Below are 19,623 nucleotides of genomic sequence, written 5' to 3' on the forward strand. Positions count from 1 at the left end.
GCAACGTCGTGGTGCACCGCGATCTTCCGGTACTCATCGCCACGGCGAAGCGTTCCCGTCCGTCGTCACGGTCTGTCGCTCATCGCCTTGGACAGCAGCGTGCGCAGCGTGCGCTGGTCGTCGGGGGAGAGGCGGGCGAGAGGGGAGCCCATGGTCATGGCCTCGACGAGGCGGCGTCTGGCCAGGTGGCCGGTGTCGGTCAGGGTGAGGATCTTGACGCGGCGGTTGGCGGGGTCGACGGTCCTGGTGACCAGGCCCCGTTGTTCCAGCCGGTCGGCCAGGAAGGTGACGGTGGAGGGGTCGCAGCGCAGAGCGTGAGCCAGTTCGCGCATCGAGGGCGGGGTGCGCGCGCCGCCGAGCCGCCAGACGGCGTTGGCCAGGGCGTGGGTCAGGTCGAGCTCGGCCAGGACTTCGGCGATGAGTGCCTGCGTGCGTTCGGCCAGGCCCATGGTCAGGTCGATGAGGTCGTAGATCGGCGATTCGGCGTCCTCCACGGCTACAAAATAGTACGAGACTCCAATGGTTGACAACTCCAAGCTTTTGGTTCAACGATTGGAGTGTCCAACTATCAGCCGCTGGGATGAGGAGAGTGCCATGAAGATCGCCGTGTTCGGCGCGACGGGCGCCACCGGCCGCCTGGTCGTGGTGCGGGCGCTGGAGGCGGGGCACGAGGTCCGGGCCATGGTCCGCGACAGCGCGCGCCTGCCGATCTCGCACGAACGGCTGCACGTGGTCGTCGGGGAACTGGCCGACCAGGGCGCCGTCGACGCCACCGTGGACGGCCGCGATGTGGTGATCAGCGCGCTGGCGGGCTCGGCGAGGCAACCTGCCTGCACCGACGGAGTCCGCGCGATCCTGGCCGCCATGCGCGCCACGTCTGCCGTCCGGCTGCTGGTGGTGAGCGCTCATGGCGCGGCGGAGAGCCGCGACCACTCGCCGTACGTGATGGCCGTGCGGACCCTGCTGAGCGCCAAGATGCGCGACAAGGACACGATGGAGACGCTGATCCGCCAGGCGGACGACCTGCGGTGGACGATCGTGCGCCCGCCCGCGCTCACCCACAGCCCGCGCACCGGCCGCTATCGCGTCGGCACCGAGCTGAAGATCACGCTGGCCTCGCGGATCTCCCGCGCGGACCTGGCCGACTTCCTGCTGCGCGCGGCGGCCGAGGACGTCTATGTCGGCCAGGCACCCCGGATCGCGGCATGACCGGCCCGGCCGCGGGGCCCCTGGCGGGCAGGGTGTGCCTGGTCACGGGTGCGGGCGGTGACATGGGACGGGTGATCGTCACCGAGCTGGCCCGCCGCGGCGCCACCGTCGTGCTCGTCTGCCGCGAGATGCGGGCGGCTCGCGCGCTGCGCGATCAGGTCAGCGCGGCCACCGGCAACGCCGATGTGCACGCCCTGGCAGCCGACCTGTCCGATCAGCGGGCCATCCGCGAGCTGGCCGCGGCCTTCCGTGACCGCCACGAGCGCCTGCACGTGCTCGTCAACAACGCCGGAGCGCACTTCCACGAGCGCCGGCTCAGCACGGACGGCATCGAGCTGCATCTGGCGGTCAACCACCTGTCGTGGTTCCTGCTGACGAACCTGCTCCTGGACCGGCTGATCGCCGGCGCCCCCGCGCGCGTGGTGAACGTGGCCTCCGACGCCATCACCGACACCAGGACCTACCGGATCGGCCCGCGCCGCACCGCCGTCATCGACCTGGACGACCTGCAGTCCGAACGCGCCTACCGGCCCATGCAGGCCTACGGCAACGCCAAGCTGGCCATGGTCATGTGCGGATACGCCCTGGCCAGGCGACTGAACGGCACCAGAGTCACGGTCAACGCCCTGCACCCGGGCATCGTGGCCACCGCCATCATCGCCGACAGCGTGCCCCGCATGCTCAGACCGGTCGCCGCGCTGGCCCGGCCGTTCCTGCTCACCCCCGCCCAGGGCGCGCACACCGCCATACACCTGGCCACCTCGCCCGGCCTCGCGCAGGTGAGCGGCGCGTTCTTCGCCGACCGGCGCCCACGCCGCACGCCGGAACCGTCCTACGACATCGCCGTGCAGGAACGGCTCTGGCAGGCCAGCGCGGCCCTGACCGGTCTCACCGGCCAAGACCAGGCCGGCCCGGCGACTCCTTCCTGACGATGACCCGCGCACCGGCCGGGCATTTCCGGTCGGGCGAACCCGCGCTCGACTACCGGTTCTGAGCCCACTGATCGGGGATGCCCTGTGTGCCGTGACAGCGGATTTCCGCTCCGTTCTGCCAACCTGCCGCGCAGGCAGCGGGCCGTCGTCGTCCTGCGGCACTACGAGGACCTGACGGAGAAGGCGGTCGCGGCGATCCTCGGGTGCTCGGTCGGCACGGTCAGGAGCCAGCACTTCAGAGCGATGGCACGCCTGCGCGCTGCGCTGCGGGAGAACCAGGAGGCGGCACGATGAATCACGAGCAGGAAGAACTCGCCCAGGCGCTGCGGACCCTCGCCCACCGCGAACCGGCCGGCCCGGCCCCGGTGCTGGAGCTGCTGCGCCGCGGTCGGCGGGCCAGGCGGGCCCGTGCCGTGGTGAGCGCTCTGTCGGGCCTGGCTCTGGCCGCTGCGGCCGTTCTCGTGGTCGGCGGCACCGGCCCTGACGTCTCGCCGGCCCGTACGGTGCCGGTCGCGAGTGCGTCTCCCACCCCGGACGGGGCGCCGCGTTCCGCGACCCCGCCGGCCTTCGACGCCCGGTCCGTCCTGCTGGCCGCGGCCGAGACCGCCGCCCGCGCGCCCGCCACGACGGGCCGCTACTGGTACACCCGCCACCGCACTTTCGAGCCGGTACGCACCCTGCCGACGGCCGAGAGGATGAAGCGGCGCAAGGCGCCGTTCGCGGCGACGGTGGCGACCACCCAGGACACCTGGCACGCGCGTGCGAAAGACGCGCCCAGCCGCACCGTGACCGGCCAGGACGCGAAGGTCACGTTCCGCACCCCGAAGGACGAGGCGAAGTGGCGGGCGATGGGCTCGCCCGAGCTGGTGCCGGCGAAGCCGTCGACCAACGACTACGACATGCGGCTGTTCTACCTGATCGGCACGCACCGTCTCACCGTTCAGGAGCTGCTGCGGCTGCCGACCGGCAAGGACGGTCTGGAGCGCCGGCTGCGGCGGCTGTACGACGCGGAGCCCGCGAGCGACTGGGGGGGAGCCAAACCGGAGTTCGCCGGTTATGTGTGGTCGACGGCGCAGGACCTGCTGGCCGGCCCGCTCACCCCCGCCACCCGCTCCGCCCTCTACCGTGTGCTCGCCGAGCAGCCCGGGATCAGCTCGCCCGGGAAGGTCACCGACGCGCTCGGCCGCACCGGCGTCGCCCTGGCGAGGAAGGGGACGGGGGAGGGCGAGGGTGAGTTCCGGCTGGTCGTGGACGACGCGACGGCCGAGCTGCTCGCGTACGAGTTCCGTCCGCGAGGGCGATCGGCGCCGTCGCTCCGGATGGCCTACGAGAGCCTGGGCTGGGTCGGCGAGCTGGGCGAGCGTCTGTGAACGTTCGCAGGGCGGACGAGGCTCCGGCTGCCGGTCGACGACGGCTTGGACTGCCACAAGGAAGCCAAAAGCTATGACATATCGCCTCCCGGTGGGATGGCCGTCCATGCGACGGTGCAGGTGTGGAGGTGGTGGTGATGACCACGATGCCGCAAGCGTTCGAACAGGCCGCGAGAAGACACGGCGTACCGGAGAACGTCCTGCTCGCCGTCTCGTACATGGAGTCGCGCTGGGACTGCAACGGCGGCAGGCCCAGTACGGCCGCCGGATTCGGCCCCATGCACCTCACCGACGGTGACGCGCCGGGCAGGTACCATCCCTTCGACGGAACCGGGGCCGGGCCGGACGGCACGTCCCTGCACACGCTGGAACGTGCCGCCGAGCTGACCGGGCAGAGCGCCGAGCGCCTGCGCAAGGACCCGGCCGCGAACATCGACGGCGGCGCGGCACTGCTCGCGGAGTACCAGCGCGCCCTGGGCGCTCCGCCGAGCGCCGACCCCGCCGACTGGTACGGCGCGGTGGCGCGTTACTCGGGCGCCACGGACGAGGAGACCGCGGCGGGCTTCGCCGACGAGGTGTACGAGGTCATCCACGAGGGCGCCACCCGGATGACCGACACCGGCACGGAGATGACGCTGCCGTCCTCCCCCGAGGTGCGCCCGTCCCGCCTCTGGCTGACCAGGCTGAACCTGCCGCATCTGGCCCGCAGCGAGGACGTGGAGTGCCCTGCCGGACTCTCCTGCGAGTGGATCCCGGCGCCCTACGCCGAACTGCCGAACGGCAAGTACGGCAATCACGACAAGGCCGACCGCCCGAACAGTCAGACGATCCGGTACATCGTCATCCACGACACCGAGGTGCGGTACGACGGGACGCTCGGCATCGTCCAGGATCCGGGGTCCAATGCGAGCTGGCACTACACGGTGCGCTCGCACGACGGTCACCTCGCCCAGCACGTACGCACCAAGGACGTGGCCTGGCACGCCAGGAACTGGTACCTCAACCCCAAGGCGATCGGCGTGGAGCACGAGGGCTTCCTCGCCACCGGCGGCACCTGGTACACCGAGGCGATGTACCGCACGTCCGCCAAGCTCGTGCGTTACCTGGCCGACAGGTTCGGCGTCCCGCTGGATCGCGCCCACATCCTCGGTCATGACAACGTGCCCGGCCTGCTGCCGGACAAGGTGTCGAGCATGCACGAGGACCCGGGCCCGTACTGGGACTGGGCGCACTTCTTCGACCTGCTGGGGGCTCCGCTACGCGCTGACGGCGATTCCGGCACGGCCACGGTCATGATCCTGCCGGACTACGACCGCAACCGCCCGCACTACATCGGCTGCGACGAGCACCATCCCGCGGCCGCCTGCCCGGCCCACGGGTCGGCCTCGGTCTGGCTGCACACCGAGCCGCGCGAGGACGCGCCTCTCGTCAAGGACGTCGGCAAGCACCCGACGGGAGAGTCCACGTTCAGCGTGTATGATCACGCCGCCCGCGCCGTCACCGGGCAGCGTTACGTCGTCGCCGAGCGGCGCGGCGACTGGACCGCCATCTGGTACCTGGGGCAGAAGGCGTGGTTCCACAACCCGGATTCCGCTCCCGCCGCCGTGCCCAGCCGGGCCCGCATGGCGACGCCCCGTCCTGGTCTGGACTCCGTTCCGGTGTACGGCCGCGCGTACCCGGAGGCGGCGGCGTACCCGGCGGGCGTGGCGGTGCAGCCGCTGATCCCGCTGCAGTACACGTTCCCGGCGGGGCAGTCGTACACGATCGGCCTGACCACGACCGGCGAGTTCTACAAGGCGGACACCTTCGACACCACGCCGCACGTGGTGGTCCGCGGCACCGACGAGTATCACCAGATCCAGTTCGGCCACCGCGTCATGTTCGTCAGGAGCGAGGACGTCGTGGTGACCGAGGCCTGAGAGTGCCGGGTGGTCCGGCTACCGACCGGCTCGCCGCGCCTGCTCGCGAAGGGCGTGGATGAGGGTCGTGACGTGGGGCCGGTCGTCGCGCCTGATCGCGGCGACGCCGAGGTGCCGGGCCGGTGCCGGTGGCTTGATCGGGACGGTGCTCAGGCCGGGGAGCTCCGGGGTGAGCGGGATGGAGGGGATCAGGGAGATGCCCACGCCGGCGCCGGCGACGAGCGAGCGGGCGAAGAAGTAGTCGGTCGTGGTGCCGCGCACGTCCGGCTCGAAGCCCGCCCGCTCGGCGTGGCGGCGCAGGTACGCCTCGGTCTTCAGGCAGCCGAGCACCCAGGGTTCGGCGGCCAGCTCGGCCAGGTCGAGCGTGGCGCGGCCGGCGAGGCACAAGCCGGACCCCGCCGTGCCCTGGGCGGAGTCCGTCGGCGCGCTGCGCGAACTGCTCGACGCCGGCACGATCCGCGCCGCCGGCATCTCCAACGTCACCACCGCCCAGATCCGTCAGGCGCGGCAGATCCTCGGTGACGGGCTCGTCCCCGTGCAGAACCAGTACTCGCCCGCTGTCCGCGACAGCGAGCCGGAGTTGCGGCTGTGCACCGAGACGGGCCTGGCCTTCCTGCCCTGCAGCCCGTTCGGCGGCATCTCCCGCAGCTCACTCGACGGCCCCTCAGGCCCGGCCTCCGCCGGCACCGCCTTCCATCGCGTCGCGGCCGAGCGCGGAGTCAGCCCTTGGGCTGAGGGAGACCCGTCCCCTGGACGTCACTGATCGCCCGCTGGGGCTGCTCCGCGCGAGCCGTAGGCCGGGCCGAACACGACCAGCAGCGCCAGATCCTCCGTGATGTCCGTGAAGCGGTGTTCCTCACCTGCCGGAACGAAGATCACCGCGCCGGGGCCGACCTCCTCGTCCCCGCTCGGTGTCGTGATCCTGGCCCGGCCCGCGGTCACCACGTAGATCTCGTCCTCGGTGTGCGGGCTCTGGGTGTCGACGCCGCCCGCGGGAACGCAGTACGTACCGACGGACAGGTCCGGCACCTTGAGCTGCTCGACCCAGTCGTTGGCGGCCCCGGCGGCCGGCGGCGCCCACTGTCCCGCTCCTTTGATGATCTGCATGGCGGCGACCCTACCGCCATGCTCCTGACGCCGGCCGGAGCGTTACGTGGCCGCGGTTCGAGGTAGCAGCAGCATCAGTGCGGCGGCCAGCAGATAGAGCACGATCCCGACCGGCAGCACGGCCGCGAACGCGTCGCCGAACCCTTGGAGCGGGGCGGCGTGGTCGTCCAGGGTGGTGAAGAAGAGGGTGCCCAGGGCGGCCACGCCGGCGGCGCCGCCGATCTGGGTCACCGTCGAGAGCACCCCACCGGCCGCGCCCGCGTCCTGGTCCGGGATGCCGGCCAGGATGACGTTGACCAGGATCGGCGCCGCCAGGCCCAGCCCCAGACCGCCGACGAACAGTGCCGCCGCGAGCGTCCAGTATCCGGGGCTCTGACCGTCGCGGACGGCGAACCACAACAGCGCCTGCGACGCGGCCAGGGCCAGCGATCCGGTCACCAGCAGCGCCCGGCCCGCCCTGGCCGCCAGGGCGACGCCGAGGCCGGAGGTGAGGATGGACCCGATCGCGTAGGGCAGGATCACCAGACCGGTCTCCCAGGCGGTGCGTCCGGTGCCGGTCTGCAGGTAGATCGACAGCGTCAGGAAGAACGCGCCGATGGCGCCGAAGAAGAACAGGGAGGCCGTCAGTCCCGCGCCGAAGCTGCGCACCCGCAGCAGCGCCGGGTCGAGCACGGGCTGCCCGCCCCGTCGCGTGACTCTTCGCTCGTAGGCGAGGAACGCGCACAGCGCCGCCACTCCGGCGGCCAGCAGCGCGAAGCCCCACCACGGCCAGCCCCAGTCGTGCCCCTGGACCAGGGGCAGCAGCACCAGCACCACACTCGACGTCAGCAGCGCCGCACCGGCGACATCAGGCGCGGCCCGGTGCCGCCTCCTGGATTCCGGCAGGACGCGGGAGCCGAGGACGAGTGCGAGGGCCGCGATCGGCACGTTCACCCAGAAGATGGTCCGCCAGCCCAGGCCGAACAGGTCCGCGTCGACCAGGAACCCGCCCATCAGCGGCCCGGCCACCGCGGCCAGCCCTTGGACGGCCCCATACGCGCCGAACGCCTTGGCCAGCTCCGCCGGGTGGAACGAGGACCGGATGATCCCGAACACCTGCGGGACCATCAGGCCGCCGGCCAGGCCCTGCAGCACCCGCGTGCCGATCAGCATCGACGGGCCCGTCGCCAGGGCGCACGCCGCGGACGCGACGGCGAAGACGGCCAGGCCGGCCAGAAACATCCGCCGACGGCCGTGGTCGTCGCCGATCCGGCCGCCGATGATCAGACCGGAGCCCAGCGCGAGGACGTACCCGGCCAGCATCCACTGCACCTGGGCCTGGCTCGCGTGCAGTTCGGCCGCGATCGCCGGTGCGGCGACCGTGACGATCGTGGCGTCCAGCAGGTCCATGAACGAGGCGAACAGCACCACGAGCAGGGCGAACCCGGCGGCTCGGCCGGCCAGCGCACCTGCTCGGGGCTCCCCGCGGGAGACGGGGCCGGAAGTGGTGGTTGAACTCATGCGCCACACCGTGACAGCGGTCGCGGACACCGGATGACCGCCATTCGCCCACAATGGAGCCCATGGCCACCACGTCCGCCCGCCTGCTCAGGCTGCTGTCCCTGCTCGGGGCCCGCTCGAACTGGTCCGGGCGGGACCTGGCCGGCAGGCTCGGCATCAGCACCCGCACCCTGCGCCGTGACGTGGAGAGCCTGCGCGAGCTGGGTTACCCGGTCCAGGCCCTCATGGGTCCCGACGGCGGCTACCGGCTCGGCACGGGCGGCCGGCTGCCTCCGCTGCTGCTCGACGACGAGCAGGCGGTCGCCGTCGCCGTCGCCCTCCAGACCGCGCCGGCCAGCGTGGCCGGCCTCGACGACGACGCCGCCCGCGCCCTGACCAGCATCAGGCAGGTCATGCCCGCCCACCTTCGGGCCGAGGTCGACGCGATGCACCTGACCGCCATCCGCAACTTCTGGGAGTTCCCCGCGCCACCCGTCGACCCGGGCACGCTCAAGGCCGTGGGCTCCGCCGTCCGCAACGGGCACCTGTTGCGCTTCGACTACCGCACCCCCGGCAGCCATCGCCCCGATCCGGGCGACCCCGGCTTCACCCCACCGCTACGGGTCGAACCCCACCACCTCCTCATGTGGGCCGGCCGCTGGTACCTCGTCGCCTACACCCCGGACACCGACGCCTGGGGCGTCTACCGGGTGGACCGCATCCACGCCTACGCACCCACCGGGACCCCGTTCCGCCGCCGCGAACCTCCCGAACCCAACGTCGCCCACTACGTGATGACCAGCCACGACAGAGGCGACACCCCGGCCCCGTGGCCGTGCCTCGGCACCGTCCTGATGGAGCTGCCGCCCGACGTCGTCGCCCGATGGGCGCCCGGCGGCTCCGTCATCGAGTACGTCACCCCGACCCGGACCCGCATCACCCTCGGCGCATGGTCGTGGGCCGGGATCGCCGGCCTGCTCGCCACCTTCGACGCCGACATCACCGCCATCGAGCCGGACGAACTGAAGGACGCCTGCCGCACCCTCGCCCGCCGCTACCGGCGCGCCGCCGGGTAGCCGCGAACCGGCGCCACCGTCCTGCTCGACCGGCCGTAGCATGCAGATCTTCGCGTCATCGGAACGGGGACCTCGGTAAGGAAGGAAGTGTTGCGCATGGCAGGAAAGCAGGGGAAGGGCCGTCCGTCCATCTACCAGCAGTTACGTGACGGCGCCGAGGAACTGCTCGACGAGCCCGGCAGCTCGGAGACGGTGTGGATGCCGGGCGCGCGGGACGGCGTGCTGATCTACCACTGGAACGGGCGGGCCGACGAGGAGGAGCTGCGGCGGCTGTCCACGGCGATCGGCACGCTCAAGCCCGCCGCCGTGCGCAGGGCGATCGGCGAGGCCCGGATCATCTCGCTGGTGGACGCCCTGCTGACGGACGTCAGCGCCGCCGGCCTGGACCATGAAGGGGTCTACGACCTTGCGTACGCGCTGGCCACCGAATCGGACGAGCGCGAGGCCGTCAAGCTGGGGATCGCGCTGCTGGGGCTGTTCGACGCCGAGCACCACCGCGACGAGCTCATGACGTTCGGGCGGCACGACGAGTTCACGTTGTACGCGATGACCGCCCTGCGCAACACCGGCGGGGACGCGACCGCCGACCTGTGGGCCCTGGCCAGGCAGGTGCGCGGGTGGGGGCGGATCCACCTGGTGGAACACCTGGCGCGGGCGGCCGATCCGGCGGTGCGCGAGTGGATCGTCCGCGAGGGCTTCCGCAACGACGTGGCGACCGCCTACCTCGCCGGGACCGCCGCCGGGGCCGGTGACCTCGCGGGCCGGCTCGCCGGTACGCCGGACGACGAGCTGCTGGAGGCGGCGGGCGAGATCCTGACGGCCCTCACCGACGAGGACGGGCCGGTCGCCGGCATGTCCGGCTACCAGGAGGGCAGGCGGGCGGCCGAGCTGTACCTGGGCCACATCGAGGCCCGTACCGGTGCGGACGATTCTGCGGCGAGGCCGGGTGCGGGGGAACTGCGGCACTTTCTGTACGTTCATGCCCTGCGCGAGTACGCTGACGAGCACTGGCCCGAGCTGCTGCCACGCTGCACGGAGATCCTGGCCCGCCCGCTCTGGGCCGAGCTGGCTACCGCCGCCCTGGCCGGGGCGGACGACGACGCCGCGTTCGGCCGTGCCGTACGGGCGTGCGAGCTGCTGGGCATTCCGACCGCCGGCGCCCTGCGGGCCCGGCTGCGCGCCGATCCGTACGGCGCGGCGCACTGGTACGCCCTGATGCGGCAGGCGACACAGCGGGACGTGGACGAGATCCTCGCCCTGGCCGCGGAGATCCTCCCGCTGGCCGAAATCGCCTCAGGACCGGAACAGGACCCCGGGCTCGGCCCCGCCCGCCAGCCCCACCGGGCCCTCGACCTGGTCCTGCAGAGCCTGGACGCCTGGCCGGGACACGGCTGGCCGCTGATCGCGGCGGGCCTGGCCAGCCCGGTCGTCCGCAACCGCAACCTGGCCGTCCGCGCCCTGGCCGCCTGGGACCACGCCAGGTTGCCGCCCGAGGCGCGTACCGCCGTGGCGGCGGCCCTGCGCGCGGAACCGGACGCCGGCGTACGCGAGCGCCTGGAACGCCTGCACGAGGGAGGCGCCGAGCCCACCACCCCACGCTGACACCGTCGGAACCGGCGGAGGCCCGGGCGGTCAGGTTTCGGCGAGGGCGGCCACCGGGGTGGCCCGGGCCGCGCGCCGGCCGGGCAGGACCGAGGCGAGGACGCCGGCGACGACGGCCACGGCGGTGACCCCGAGTGTCTGCGGCACCGACATGGCGAACTGGATGTTCTCCAGGTTCAGCTCGCCGCTGACCGCGTACGCGCCGATCCAGCCGAAGAACGCCCCTGTGGCGATGCCGACGACCGCGCCGGCCAGGCTGAGCAGCATCGCCTCGATGGCGAGCATCCAGCGCAGCTGCCGGCGTTGCAGCCCGAGGGCGCGCAGCAGCGCGGACTCGCGGGTACGTTCCAGCACCGACAGGCCGAGGGTGTTGCCCACGCCTACGAGCGCGATCAGCACCGCCACAGCCAGGAGCATGGTGGACATGGCCAGCAGCCGGTCCATGGCCGTGTGATAGATCAGCTTCGCCGTCAGCCCGCCGCCCACCTCAGCGCCGGTGATCGGCTCGGCCACGGTACGCAGGTGCGAGCGCAGCGCGGTGATGTCGGCCCCCGGCCGCGCCTTGGCCCAGACCGCGCCGAGCGGAGCGCCGGCGTCGAGGGCCGCGAGCACACGGGGCGCGACGACCAGGCCGTCGGTGGGCGCGAGCGGGTCACCCCGCACCGGCAGGGTGACCGATCCCGACCGGCCGGTGACGGTGAGCCGGCTGCCGTTCCTGATGCCGGCGTCTTCGAGCAGGTACGGGTCGGCGAGGACGACGTCGGCGGCGATCGGCGGGCGCGGCGCCCACAGAGTGGTCATCGCGTCGGCGCCGGGACCCTGCGCCAGGACGCGCTTCGAGCCCCCGCGCACCTTGATGGTCACCCGCGTCGTGCGCACCCCCTTGGCGTCGGTGATCCCGGCGATCGCGGCGACGTCGCCGACGGTGCCGGCCGGCAGCGGCCCGGTGAGCATCGACACGGTGACGTCAACGGGGAAGCGGGCGTCGAGATTGTGGTCGGCCGTCGCCTTCATGCTCTCCGCGCCGACCTGGAGGGCGACGACGAGCCCGACGGCGAGCATCAGCGCGGCGCCGGTCGCGGCCGCCCGGCCGGGGTTGCGCAGCGTGTTGGCGGTGGCCAGCCGCGCGGTCGGGCCGGTGCGACGCAGGGGGGAGCCGAGGCCGCGCAGCAGCGGCGGCAGGTACGACCCGACGGAGGCGAGCAGCCCGACGGCGCAGACGAACGACCCGCCGATGGAGTACGCCAGCGCGAACAACGTGTCGGTGAAGCCCAGCCCGATCCCGGCCAGCCCGAGGACGACCAGGGCCGGCGGCCCGGCCCGGCGGACGAGCGGGGCCCGGCGCCCGATCGCGTCGCCGGCGACGGTACGCAGCGCCTCCAGGGGCGCGATCATGGCCGCCCGCCGCGCCGGCACCAGGACCGACAGCACCGCGATCGCGACCCCCACGACGGCGACGGCGACCACCTGCCAGGCCGGGACGCTGAGCGCCTGGTCCAGCACGACCGCGACCACGGCCGAGAGCGCCACGCCGAGCCCGACGCCGAGCAGCGACCCGATGACGCCGATCGCGCCCGCCTCGGCGAGCAGCCCGCGCCGGATGTGGTCGCGCCGGCCGCCGACCGCCCTGAGCAGCCCGATCTGCCGGCGCCGCTGCGCGACCAGGATCAGGAACGTGTTCACGATCATGATGCCGCCGACCAGCAGCGCGACCGCCCCGAACACCAGCAGGAGCAGCTGGAAGACGTAGACGCCCTGGGTCCGCTGGGAGATGAGGCGCTGGACCATCCCGGCGGACGTCTCCACCCGGTCGCGGCCTCCGGCCACCGCCTCGACCCGTTCGGCGAGCCGCCCCTGCGAGAGGGTGCCGTCGCCGATGACGAGGATCTCCGTCTGTTCCGACACGCGGATCGAGTCCGCGGCGGTGTAGAAGGAGGGGGCGACGAAGGAGTGCAGTGTCAGCCCCGACAGCAGCGAGTCGCCCTGATGGGTGAGCCCGGTGACGGTCAGCGTCGCGGAGGTGTTCCTGTCGGTGATCGTGATCCGGTCGCCGGTCTTCAGGTTGAGCTGCCGCGCGGTGACATCGCCGAGGACGATGTCGCCGGGCCCGCCGGGCCAGCGTCCTTCGGTCAGGTCGGTCCAGCGCAGTTTCGGGTTGTCCGGGAGCGACTGCACCTGCACCCAGTCGGAGGAGCCGCTCACCCAGCCACGGGACAGGAGACTGAGGTCCGCCGAGGCGACCCCGGCCACCTGCTCGATCCGGGCGGCCAGGCGGGCCTGTGCGGCCCGGTCGCCGGTGCGGGCGGTGACCACGACGTCCGTCTCGGAGACCCGGGCGATGATGTTCCGCTCGAACGTCTTCGTCTCGCCGGCCAGCACGGTCACGGAGGCGGTGAGGTAACCGACGCTGATCATGATCGCGACGATGACGGCGACCACGCGGCGCGGGTTGTGCCGCAGCTCGGCGAGCGCGTTGCGGGCCATGGGGAAGCGCGTCGGACGGCCGATGGTCATGCGGCCAGTCTCCGCATCGCGCCCAGGACCGCGTCCGCGGTCGGCTCGCGCAGCTCGTCCACGATCAGGCCGTCGCTGAGCAGCAGCGCCCGGTCGGCGTACGACGCCGCGATCGGGTCGTGGGTGACCATCACGATCGTCTGGCCCAGCTCACGGCAGGAACGGCGCAGGAAGCTCAGCAGGGTCGCCGCCGTGTGGGAGTCGAGGGCGCCGGTCGGCTCGTCGGCGAAGACCACCTCCGGCTCCGTGACCAGGGCACGCGCGATCGCGACCCGCTGCTGCTGCCCGCCGGACAGCTCGGCGGGACGGTGGCCGAGCCGGTCGCCGATGGCCAGCGAGCCGACGACGGCGGCGAGCCTGGCGGGGTCCGCCCGGCGGCCCGCGAGGTCCAGCGGCAGCAGGATGTTCTGCTCCGCCGTCAGCGTCGGCAGCAGGTTGAACGACTGGAACACGAAGCCGACCCGGTCCCGCCTGACCCGGGTCAGCTCCCGGTCGCCGAGCGCGGAGATGTCCTGGCCGCCGATGTAGGCGTGGCCGCCGGTGGGCCGGTCGAGCCCGGCCAGGCAGTGCATGAACGTGGACTTGCCGGAGCCGGACGGGCCCATGACGGCGGTGAACGTCGCCCGCCCGAAGTCGGCCGTGACCCCACGCAGCGCGGGCACGGCCGTGTCGCCGGTGCCGTACGTCTTCGTGAGGTCCCGTGCGGCGGCCGCGGAGGTCGTGTCGCGCGGCCCTGAACGGTCCACGGCGGAGCTGTGTGCGGTCATGGGTGCCCTGTCTGTCGCTGGTGATTCGGTTGCCGGGTGCCCAACGTAGGCAGCCGCGGGCGGAAGCGGATCTGTCTGCGGTCCGGACTTCTGGACGGCGTCTGCGACCGTGGTCGTAGGGCACAAGCGTCCAGGTCGTAGGGCAAGAGCGCCCAGGTGGTAGGGCGGGCTGCGGCCGGTGGCGTCGGGGTGCGACGAGGAGTGTGGACGGACGCGGAGGGACGCGGAGGGACGCGCCCGAACAGGAGGACGCGGCCCGGGGTTATCGGCGGTCGGGGGTGGCCAGGCCGGTCTCGAAGGCGAAGAGGACCAGCGCGACCCGGTCACGGCAGCGCAGTTTCGCCAGCAGGTTGCCGACGTGGGTCTTCACCGTGCCCTCGGCCAGGTGCAGCCGGGCCGCGATCTCGGCGTTGGTGGCCCCGGTCGCGATCGCGTCGAGCACCTCGGCCTCCCGTGGCGTGATCAGCGCGAGGCGTTCGTCGGTGGCGGCCGGCCCGCCCGGCAGCCGGTCGGCGAAGTGGGCGATCAGCCGCCGGGTCGCGGACGGCGCGACGACCGAGCCGCCGGCGGCGACGCCGCGGACCGCCGCCAGCAGTTCCTCCTGGCGGGCGTCCTTGAGCATGAAGCCGGCCGCGCCCGCGCGCAGCGCCGCGAAGACGTACTCGTCCAGGTCGAACGTGGTCAGGATGAGCACCCGCGCCGGATGCCCGAGCCGGGTCAGCCGCCTGGTCGCCTCGACGCCGTCCATGACCGGCATCCGGACGTCCATCAGCACCACGTCGGCGGTGAGGCCGCGCAGCTTCGTGACCGCCTCCCGGCCGTCACCGGCCTCGCCCACCACGGTCAGGTCGTCCTGCGACTCGACCATCATCCGCAGCCCGGCGCGGACGAGCCGCTGGTCGTCGACGAGGAACAGGCTGAGCGTCATCCGGCCGCCGATCCCGCCGCCCGCTGCGCCGGCAGGACCGCGTGCACCTCGAAGCCGCCGCCGGCGCACGGGCCCGCGGTCAGGGTGCCGTCGTGCAGCTGCACCCGTTCGCGCATCGCCACCAGCCCGGTGCCCCGGCCGCCGGGCTCCACGGCGTCGCCGCGGCCCTCGGACTCCACGGCGCGGCTGCGGCCGTCGGACTCGGCGGCGTCGCCGCGGCCGTCGTCGCGCACGCGGACGGTGACCTCGTGGCCGGTGACGGTGATGGCGACCTGTGCGCGGGCGGCCGGGCCGGCGTGGCGGAGCATGTTCGTCAGGCTCTCCTGGACGATCCGGTACACCGTCACCCCGGCCAGCGGGCTCACGGCGCCCGGGTCGCCCTGGACGCGGAGCAGGGCCCGGCCGCCGAGGCGGGCCACCAGGTCGGCGACGTCGTCGAGCCCGACGGCCGGCCGGTAGTCGGCGGCCGGTCCAGGTTCGTGCCGGCGCAGCATCGCCACCACCTGGCGCAGCTCGTCGAGCGCTTCCCTGGAGGTGTCGGCGATCACCGTGAGGATCTCCTGCGATCGGTGCGGATGACGCGCCACCATCGCCCGGCCGCCCTCGGCCTGCACGGCGATGACGGCCAGCGAGTGTGCCACGAGGTCGTGGATCTCGCGGGCCACCTCGTGGCGTTCGTCGTCGGCGGCCCGGCGGATCGCGCGCTCCCGCTCGGCCAGCGCGGCCCGCTGCCGCTCGGCGCGTTCCCGCTCCTGCCGCACCAGCAGTTCCTCGCGCTCGCGGGCCCGCCGGCCGACGACGAACGCGGCGACGACGACGGCGCCGTGGCCGACGATCGAGGTCACCCAGCTCCCCAGGGACGGCGCCTCCAGCTGGACGCTCAGCCACCTGGCCGGCCCGATCACCGCTCCGGCGAGCCCCACCGCCAGCGCGGCCCTGGCCGCCGTGGTCGTCGACCAGCGGGCCAGGCTGTGCACGACGACCGGCACGGCCACGACCGACACCGTCGGATCCTTCAGCACGACGACGTGCAGCGCGGCGGCGACGGTCACGGTGATCAGCGCCGCCCACGGGCAGGCCCGGCGCAGCACCAGCGGCACGCACATCGCCACGACGAGCGCCGCGTGCGGCAGGTACGGCAGGATGACGACGCCCGCCACGGCCAGCCCGACGGCGAGCCCGGCATCACGCAGCAGCCGCCCGGCGGGGTGGGTGTCACGCAGCAGCCGGGCGGCCGGGTGAGTGCGGCGCGGCAGGGGGGCGGCCACGCCGGGTTCACGCGGCGGCCGGGTGACGGTGGAGCGGTGCGGGGCAGGCATGGCGCCTACCACCGTAGACGGGACCGGCGCCGTTGCCATCCGACCACGGTCGCAGATCGCCTCAGCCTCTCGTCTGACACGCAGCAGTGCTCCGATGCCGGGTGCCGCGCGGGTCCCAGGACCCCGTCATGCGCTCCTGGCCAGGAACGGCAGCATCACGTCGGCCATCTCGTCGGGCACCTCTTCGGCGAGGTCGTGGCCCGCGTCGAAGACGTGACCGGTGACGTCGTGGGCCATGAGCCGCAGCTGGGACTCGTTGCGTTCGCCGATGAAGGCCGAGCCGCCCAGTGCCAGGACCGGAAGGTCCAGCTTGCGCCGGGCCGCCTGCCGGTTCTGCTCGGCGTCCACCAGCATCGCCCGGTAGATCGACAACATCGCGCGGATGCCGCCGGGCATGGAGTAGGTGCGCACGTACTCCTCGACGGCGTCGGGAGTGGCCGAGTCGGGGTGGGTACGCTCGTTCTTGATCATGTACGTGATCAGCTCGCGTTCGTGGCCGGAGATCAGCATCTCGGGCACGTCGGGCTGGAAGTAGAAGCCGAGATGCCACAGGTGCAGACCGCTGGAGACGTTCTCCGGGGTGAGCGCGGTGCGCTCCTCGAAGCCGAACCCGGGGAACAGCGCCTCGGCGAAGACCAGGGCCAGGACGTGTTCCGGGTGCCGGGCGGCGAGCTGGTAGCCGATCACCGCGCCCCAGTCCTCGCCCGCCACGGCGTACCTCTCGTGCCCGAGGTACGCCATGAGCTCGGCGACGTCCTCGCTCATCGTCACGGAGTCGTAGCCGTCGGCGGGGCGCGCCGAGTCGCCGAGGCCGCGCAGGTCCGGCACGACGACGGTGTGGTGGGGCGTGAGCCTCTTGAGCAGGTGACGCCAGTGGTAGCCGGTCTTGGGCACGCCGTGCAGCAGCACCACGGCCGGTCCTGAACCGGCCGTCCGGTAGTGCAGGCTCGTTCCGTTGACGGCGGCCCGGCCGGTGCGGAGTGGCTTGCCGTCGTGGTCGTACATCATGGGTTTACTCGGGCTTTCTGGATCAGTTGATACAGTATGAGGGCAGGAAAAATCAGTCGAGGGCGGTCAGCGCCACCTCCACGAGGGGTTCGAGCGCGCCGGCGTCCGGCGTGATCTTCGACGAGACCAGCAGCCCGTTGAGGAAGGTGACGAGGAAGGCGGCCAGCGTGCCGGGGTCGTGGCGGGCCGCCACCTCGCCCCGCTCCGCCGCGGCGCGCAGCACCTCGGCCAGCGCCTCCTGGCTGGCGTCCTGCATGTCCCGTACGACGCGCCGGATCGACGGGTCCTCCGGCAGGCGCTCGCACGCGGCGTTGACCGCCAGGCAGCCCTGACCCCCATTGCCCACGGCTATCCGGATCCGCTCCACGAGCATCGCGCGGATCGCGGAACGGGCGTCCGCGCCCTCGGCCAGGTCGCGCAGCGCGGTCGCGGCCAGGGTGGTGCGGTAATGCTCCAGTGCCGCGCGATAGAGGCCGTCCTTGTCGCCGAACGCCGCGTACAGCGAGCCCTGGCCGATGCCCAGGCGCCGGGTCAGGTCGCGCAGCGAGGTCGCCTCGTAGCCGCGCGTCCAGAACAGCTCCATCGCCCGGCTCACCGCGGCCTCGGTGTCGAACTCCCGCGTCCTCGCCATGCCCCCACCGTAACACCCTTTCTGGATCAAGCGATCCACAAAGCCGAGGGGCGCCGTTCGCGGGATGACGATGGGCCGCCTTCCCGACGGCATGGGGAGAGGGCCGCACCGGCGGCTGGTGCGACCCTCTCGGTCTTCCGGTTCAGGCGGAATATGGTGAGGCGAGACTGCCGTGACACGGCTCGGCTCGGCTCAGGTCGGTTGCTTCGGTTCCTCGGTTCGGTTGATCGGCTCGGCTCGGTCGGTACGTCGGTTCGGCTTGGAGCGGCTACTCGGCGTTGGCCGGCAGGTCAGCGGCCTCCGCCGCCGCCTCCGCCACCACCACCGCCGCCGCCGCCGCCTCCGCCGCCGCCACCGCCTCCGCCGCCTCCGCCGCCGCCTCCACCACCGCCGCCTCCGCCGCCTCCACCGATGTTCTGGTTGTTGATGTCGATGTTGGCGCCGCCTCCGCCGCCGCCACCTCCACCTCCACCTCCACCGCCGCCGCCTCCGCCGCCACCTCCGTGGCCGCGGGCCCGGCACCTGGCCGGGTTCCGGTGGAATCGGCAGGGATGCTGCGTCGTGAGGGTCTCTGTGGACGTCGTGCGCTGCATGGTGGGCTCGGCGGCCGCGGGCGGAGCCGATGCCGCCACGGGGACGACGAGAGCCGAGGCCGCCATGGCGGCGGCCGCGAGGATGTTCTTGGCGCTGTTCATGCCAGTGCACCTCCGCTGAGGCTGGCGTTGAGGGGCCACTCGGGTCCTCGATGGGACACCGGGTTCTTCGGCCCGGACTTGGTTTCCACGCTAGGACGCGGTCCGGGCCGGACTGATCTCACGGCGGCAAAGGCTCGGCCCCCCTAATTTGGGGCGGCGGGAGCGGCCGGCGCGAGGTGGTGAGGATCGTAAGACGCGGCATCGCCGGGACCAAAAAGCAGGCCAACGACGGCCGCCGTACATCTATGAAAGCCGATGACGGGCGCGCGATGCATCGCGTCCTGAGGAGAAGTCGGCAAAGGGCCGCGGGGTTCCGGGCCCCCGCCGGCGGCGGGCGCGCGGGGGAGGCCGGCTCGCGCGGGCTTTACGACCTGAAGCGGCGGTAGAGCAGGCGGCCCGATCCGGTTGCGGTTACGTGACCGTCGCGGGCCTCCGGAAAGGGGGCGCCGCTGCGCTCAGTAGCGTCCGGTGATCGATCAGTAGCCCGGCCGGGCCTGGGCGCCGAGCGGATACCGAACCGATATGGGAACGGTCCATTCGCCCGCCGGATCATCCATAAGATCGTTTTCCGCATATCGCCCATCACAGGAGGATCTGTCGTGCATATCCCCTCAGTGCTGGCGGCCACCGCCTTGACCGTCGCCGTGGTCTCCCAGCCGGCCCACGCGGCGGCGGCGCCCGCCGTCGTGTTCACCAAGATCTACTACGACTCGCCCGGCTCGCCGGACTTCGGTAAGAACAGCAGCCTGAACGGCGAGTACGCGCAGATCAAGAACCGGACGAAGAAGGCCGTCAGCCTCAAGGGGTGGACCCTGCGGGACGCCACGAAGCGGCCCGACCACGTGTACACCTTCGGCGCGTTCACCCTCGGCGCCGGCAAGACGGTCACCGTACGGACCGGCAAGGGCAGGGACACCGGCACCACGCGCTACTGGAACAGGAGCGGGGGCACCTTCGCCTACATCTGGAACCAGACCGCGGACGCGGGCTACCTGCGCGACGCGTCCGGCCGGCTGATCGACTCCTGCTCGTACAACTCCTCGCGGGCCGCCTTCAGGATCTGCTGA

General features: G+C 72.7%; 21 protein-coding genes. 10 read left to right on the plus strand and 11 right to left on the minus strand.

What is annotated here, in order from left to right; genetic code table 11:
* Positions 1-65: 65 nt before the first annotated feature.
* A complete protein-coding gene (locus OIE67_RS11260) occupies positions 66-494 on the minus strand; it encodes a MarR family winged helix-turn-helix transcriptional regulator (protein WP_326639259.1) in 429 nt (142 codons plus the stop codon).
* A gap of 100 nt (positions 495-594) precedes the next feature.
* On the opposite strand from OIE67_RS11260, the gene OIE67_RS11265 reads away from it, so the two are divergent.
* The 5 genes from OIE67_RS11265 to OIE67_RS11285 all read left to right on the plus strand — a co-directional run bounded on the left by OIE67_RS11265 (position 595) and on the right by OIE67_RS11285 (position 5,430).
* Positions 595-1,209, plus strand: coding sequence for an NAD(P)-dependent oxidoreductase (locus OIE67_RS11265; RefSeq protein ID WP_326639261.1), 615 nt, complete (start codon positions 595-597; stop codon positions 1,207-1,209).
* Positions 1,206-2,138 (plus strand): SDR family NAD(P)-dependent oxidoreductase, encoded by a 933-nt coding sequence (locus OIE67_RS11270; protein ID WP_326639263.1) that lies wholly within the window; start codon positions 1,206-1,208, stop codon positions 2,136-2,138. Before OIE67_RS11265 ends, OIE67_RS11270 begins: the two co-directional genes overlap by 4 nt.
* Positions 2,139-2,225: 87 nt before the next feature.
* Complete coding sequence (locus tag OIE67_RS11275) at positions 2,226-2,435, plus strand: sigma factor-like helix-turn-helix DNA-binding protein (RefSeq protein ID WP_326639265.1); 210 nt, start codon at positions 2,226-2,228, stop codon at positions 2,433-2,435.
* Positions 2,432-3,511, plus strand: coding sequence for a CU044_5270 family protein (locus OIE67_RS11280; protein ID WP_326639267.1), 1,080 nt, complete (start codon positions 2,432-2,434; stop codon positions 3,509-3,511). Before OIE67_RS11275 ends, OIE67_RS11280 begins: the two co-directional genes overlap by 4 nt.
* A 137-nt stretch (positions 3,512-3,648) precedes the next feature.
* Positions 3,649-5,430 carry a peptidoglycan recognition family protein gene (locus tag OIE67_RS11285; RefSeq protein WP_326639268.1) on the plus strand — a complete coding sequence of 594 codons (1,782 nt, stop codon included), beginning with the start codon at positions 3,649-3,651 and terminating at the stop codon, positions 5,428-5,430.
* A gap of 18 nt (positions 5,431-5,448) precedes the next feature.
* Here the strand turns inward: OIE67_RS11285 and OIE67_RS11290 are convergent, their stop codons facing one another.
* Positions 5,449-5,817 carry a LysR substrate-binding domain-containing protein gene (locus OIE67_RS11290; protein WP_326639270.1) on the minus strand — a complete coding sequence of 123 codons (369 nt, stop codon included), beginning with the start codon at positions 5,815-5,817 and terminating at the stop codon, positions 5,449-5,451.
* Positions 5,818-5,830: 13 nt separating this feature from the next.
* Here OIE67_RS11290 and OIE67_RS11295 point away from each other — a divergent pair, with 13 nt between their 5' ends.
* On the plus strand, positions 5,831-6,193 hold the full coding sequence (locus tag OIE67_RS11295) for an aldo/keto reductase (RefSeq protein WP_326639272.1): 363 nt from the start codon (positions 5,831-5,833) through the stop codon (positions 6,191-6,193).
* Here the strand turns inward: OIE67_RS11295 and OIE67_RS11300 are convergent.
* Both OIE67_RS11300 and OIE67_RS11305 read right to left on the minus strand, forming a co-directional pair.
* The gene (locus tag OIE67_RS11300; RefSeq protein ID WP_106247804.1) at positions 6,187-6,537 is read right to left on the minus strand and encodes a cupin domain-containing protein; all 351 of its coding nucleotides are present in this window, start codon (positions 6,535-6,537) and stop codon (positions 6,187-6,189) included. The genes OIE67_RS11295 and OIE67_RS11300 overlap by 7 nt on opposite strands.
* 42 nt (positions 6,538-6,579) lie before the next feature.
* A complete protein-coding gene (locus tag OIE67_RS11305) occupies positions 6,580-8,037 on the minus strand; it encodes an MFS transporter (RefSeq protein ID WP_326639275.1) in 1,458 nt (485 codons plus the stop codon).
* Between the two features lie 62 nt (positions 8,038-8,099).
* On the opposite strand from OIE67_RS11305, the gene OIE67_RS11310 reads away from it, so the two are divergent.
* Both OIE67_RS11310 and OIE67_RS11315 read left to right on the plus strand, forming a co-directional pair.
* The gene (locus tag OIE67_RS11310; protein ID WP_326639277.1) at positions 8,100-9,092 is read left to right on the plus strand and encodes a helix-turn-helix transcriptional regulator; all 993 of its coding nucleotides are present in this window, start codon (positions 8,100-8,102) and stop codon (positions 9,090-9,092) included.
* A gap of 96 nt (positions 9,093-9,188) precedes the next feature.
* Positions 9,189-10,694 carry a hypothetical protein gene (locus OIE67_RS11315; RefSeq protein WP_326639279.1) on the plus strand — a complete coding sequence of 502 codons (1,506 nt, stop codon included), beginning with the start codon at positions 9,189-9,191 and terminating at the stop codon, positions 10,692-10,694.
* 30 nt (positions 10,695-10,724) lie between these two features.
* Here the strand turns inward: OIE67_RS11315 and OIE67_RS11320 are convergent, their stop codons facing one another.
* The 7 genes from OIE67_RS11320 to OIE67_RS11350 all read right to left on the minus strand — a co-directional run bounded on the left by OIE67_RS11320 (position 10,725) and on the right by OIE67_RS11350 (position 18,360).
* The gene (locus tag OIE67_RS11320; RefSeq protein WP_326639280.1) at positions 10,725-13,208 is read right to left on the minus strand and encodes an ABC transporter permease; all 2,484 of its coding nucleotides are present in this window, start codon (positions 13,206-13,208) and stop codon (positions 10,725-10,727) included.
* Positions 13,205-13,975 (minus strand): ABC transporter ATP-binding protein, encoded by a 771-nt coding sequence (locus OIE67_RS11325; RefSeq protein WP_326639282.1) that lies wholly within the window; start codon positions 13,973-13,975, stop codon positions 13,205-13,207. Before OIE67_RS11325 ends, OIE67_RS11320 begins: the two co-directional genes overlap by 4 nt.
* Before the next feature lie 262 nt (positions 13,976-14,237).
* Positions 14,238-14,903, minus strand: a complete 666-nt coding sequence (locus OIE67_RS11330) for a response regulator transcription factor (RefSeq protein ID WP_326639284.1) — start codon at positions 14,901-14,903, stop codon at positions 14,238-14,240.
* The gene (locus OIE67_RS11335) at positions 14,900-16,222 is read right to left on the minus strand and encodes a sensor histidine kinase (RefSeq protein WP_326639286.1); all 1,323 of its coding nucleotides are present in this window, start codon (positions 16,220-16,222) and stop codon (positions 14,900-14,902) included. Before OIE67_RS11335 ends, OIE67_RS11330 begins: the two co-directional genes overlap by 4 nt.
* A 126-nt stretch (positions 16,223-16,348) precedes the next feature.
* Entirely contained in the window at positions 16,349-17,230 is an 882-nt protein-coding gene (locus tag OIE67_RS11340) for an alpha/beta fold hydrolase (protein ID WP_326639288.1), read from the minus strand.
* Between the two features lie 52 nt (positions 17,231-17,282).
* A complete protein-coding gene (locus OIE67_RS11345; RefSeq protein ID WP_326639290.1) occupies positions 17,283-17,861 on the minus strand; it encodes a TetR/AcrR family transcriptional regulator in 579 nt (192 codons plus the stop codon).
* A 268-nt stretch (positions 17,862-18,129) separates the two neighbouring features.
* Positions 18,130-18,360, minus strand: coding sequence for a hypothetical protein (locus tag OIE67_RS11350; RefSeq protein WP_326639292.1), 231 nt, complete (start codon positions 18,358-18,360; stop codon positions 18,130-18,132).
* A 62-nt stretch (positions 18,361-18,422) separates the two neighbouring features.
* On the opposite strand from OIE67_RS11350, the gene OIE67_RS11355 reads away from it, so the two are divergent.
* Positions 18,423-18,575, plus strand: a complete 153-nt coding sequence (locus OIE67_RS11355; RefSeq protein ID WP_326639294.1) for a hypothetical protein — start codon at positions 18,423-18,425, stop codon at positions 18,573-18,575.
* Positions 18,576-19,155: 580 nt separating this feature from the next.
* Entirely contained in the window at positions 19,156-19,623 is a 468-nt protein-coding gene (locus OIE67_RS11360) for a lamin tail domain-containing protein (RefSeq protein WP_326639295.1), read from the plus strand.

The sequence above is a fragment of the Nonomuraea fuscirosea genome (genome assembly GCF_035917475.1).
Lineage (GTDB): Bacteria > Actinomycetota > Actinomycetes > Streptosporangiales > Streptosporangiaceae > Nonomuraea > Nonomuraea fuscirosea.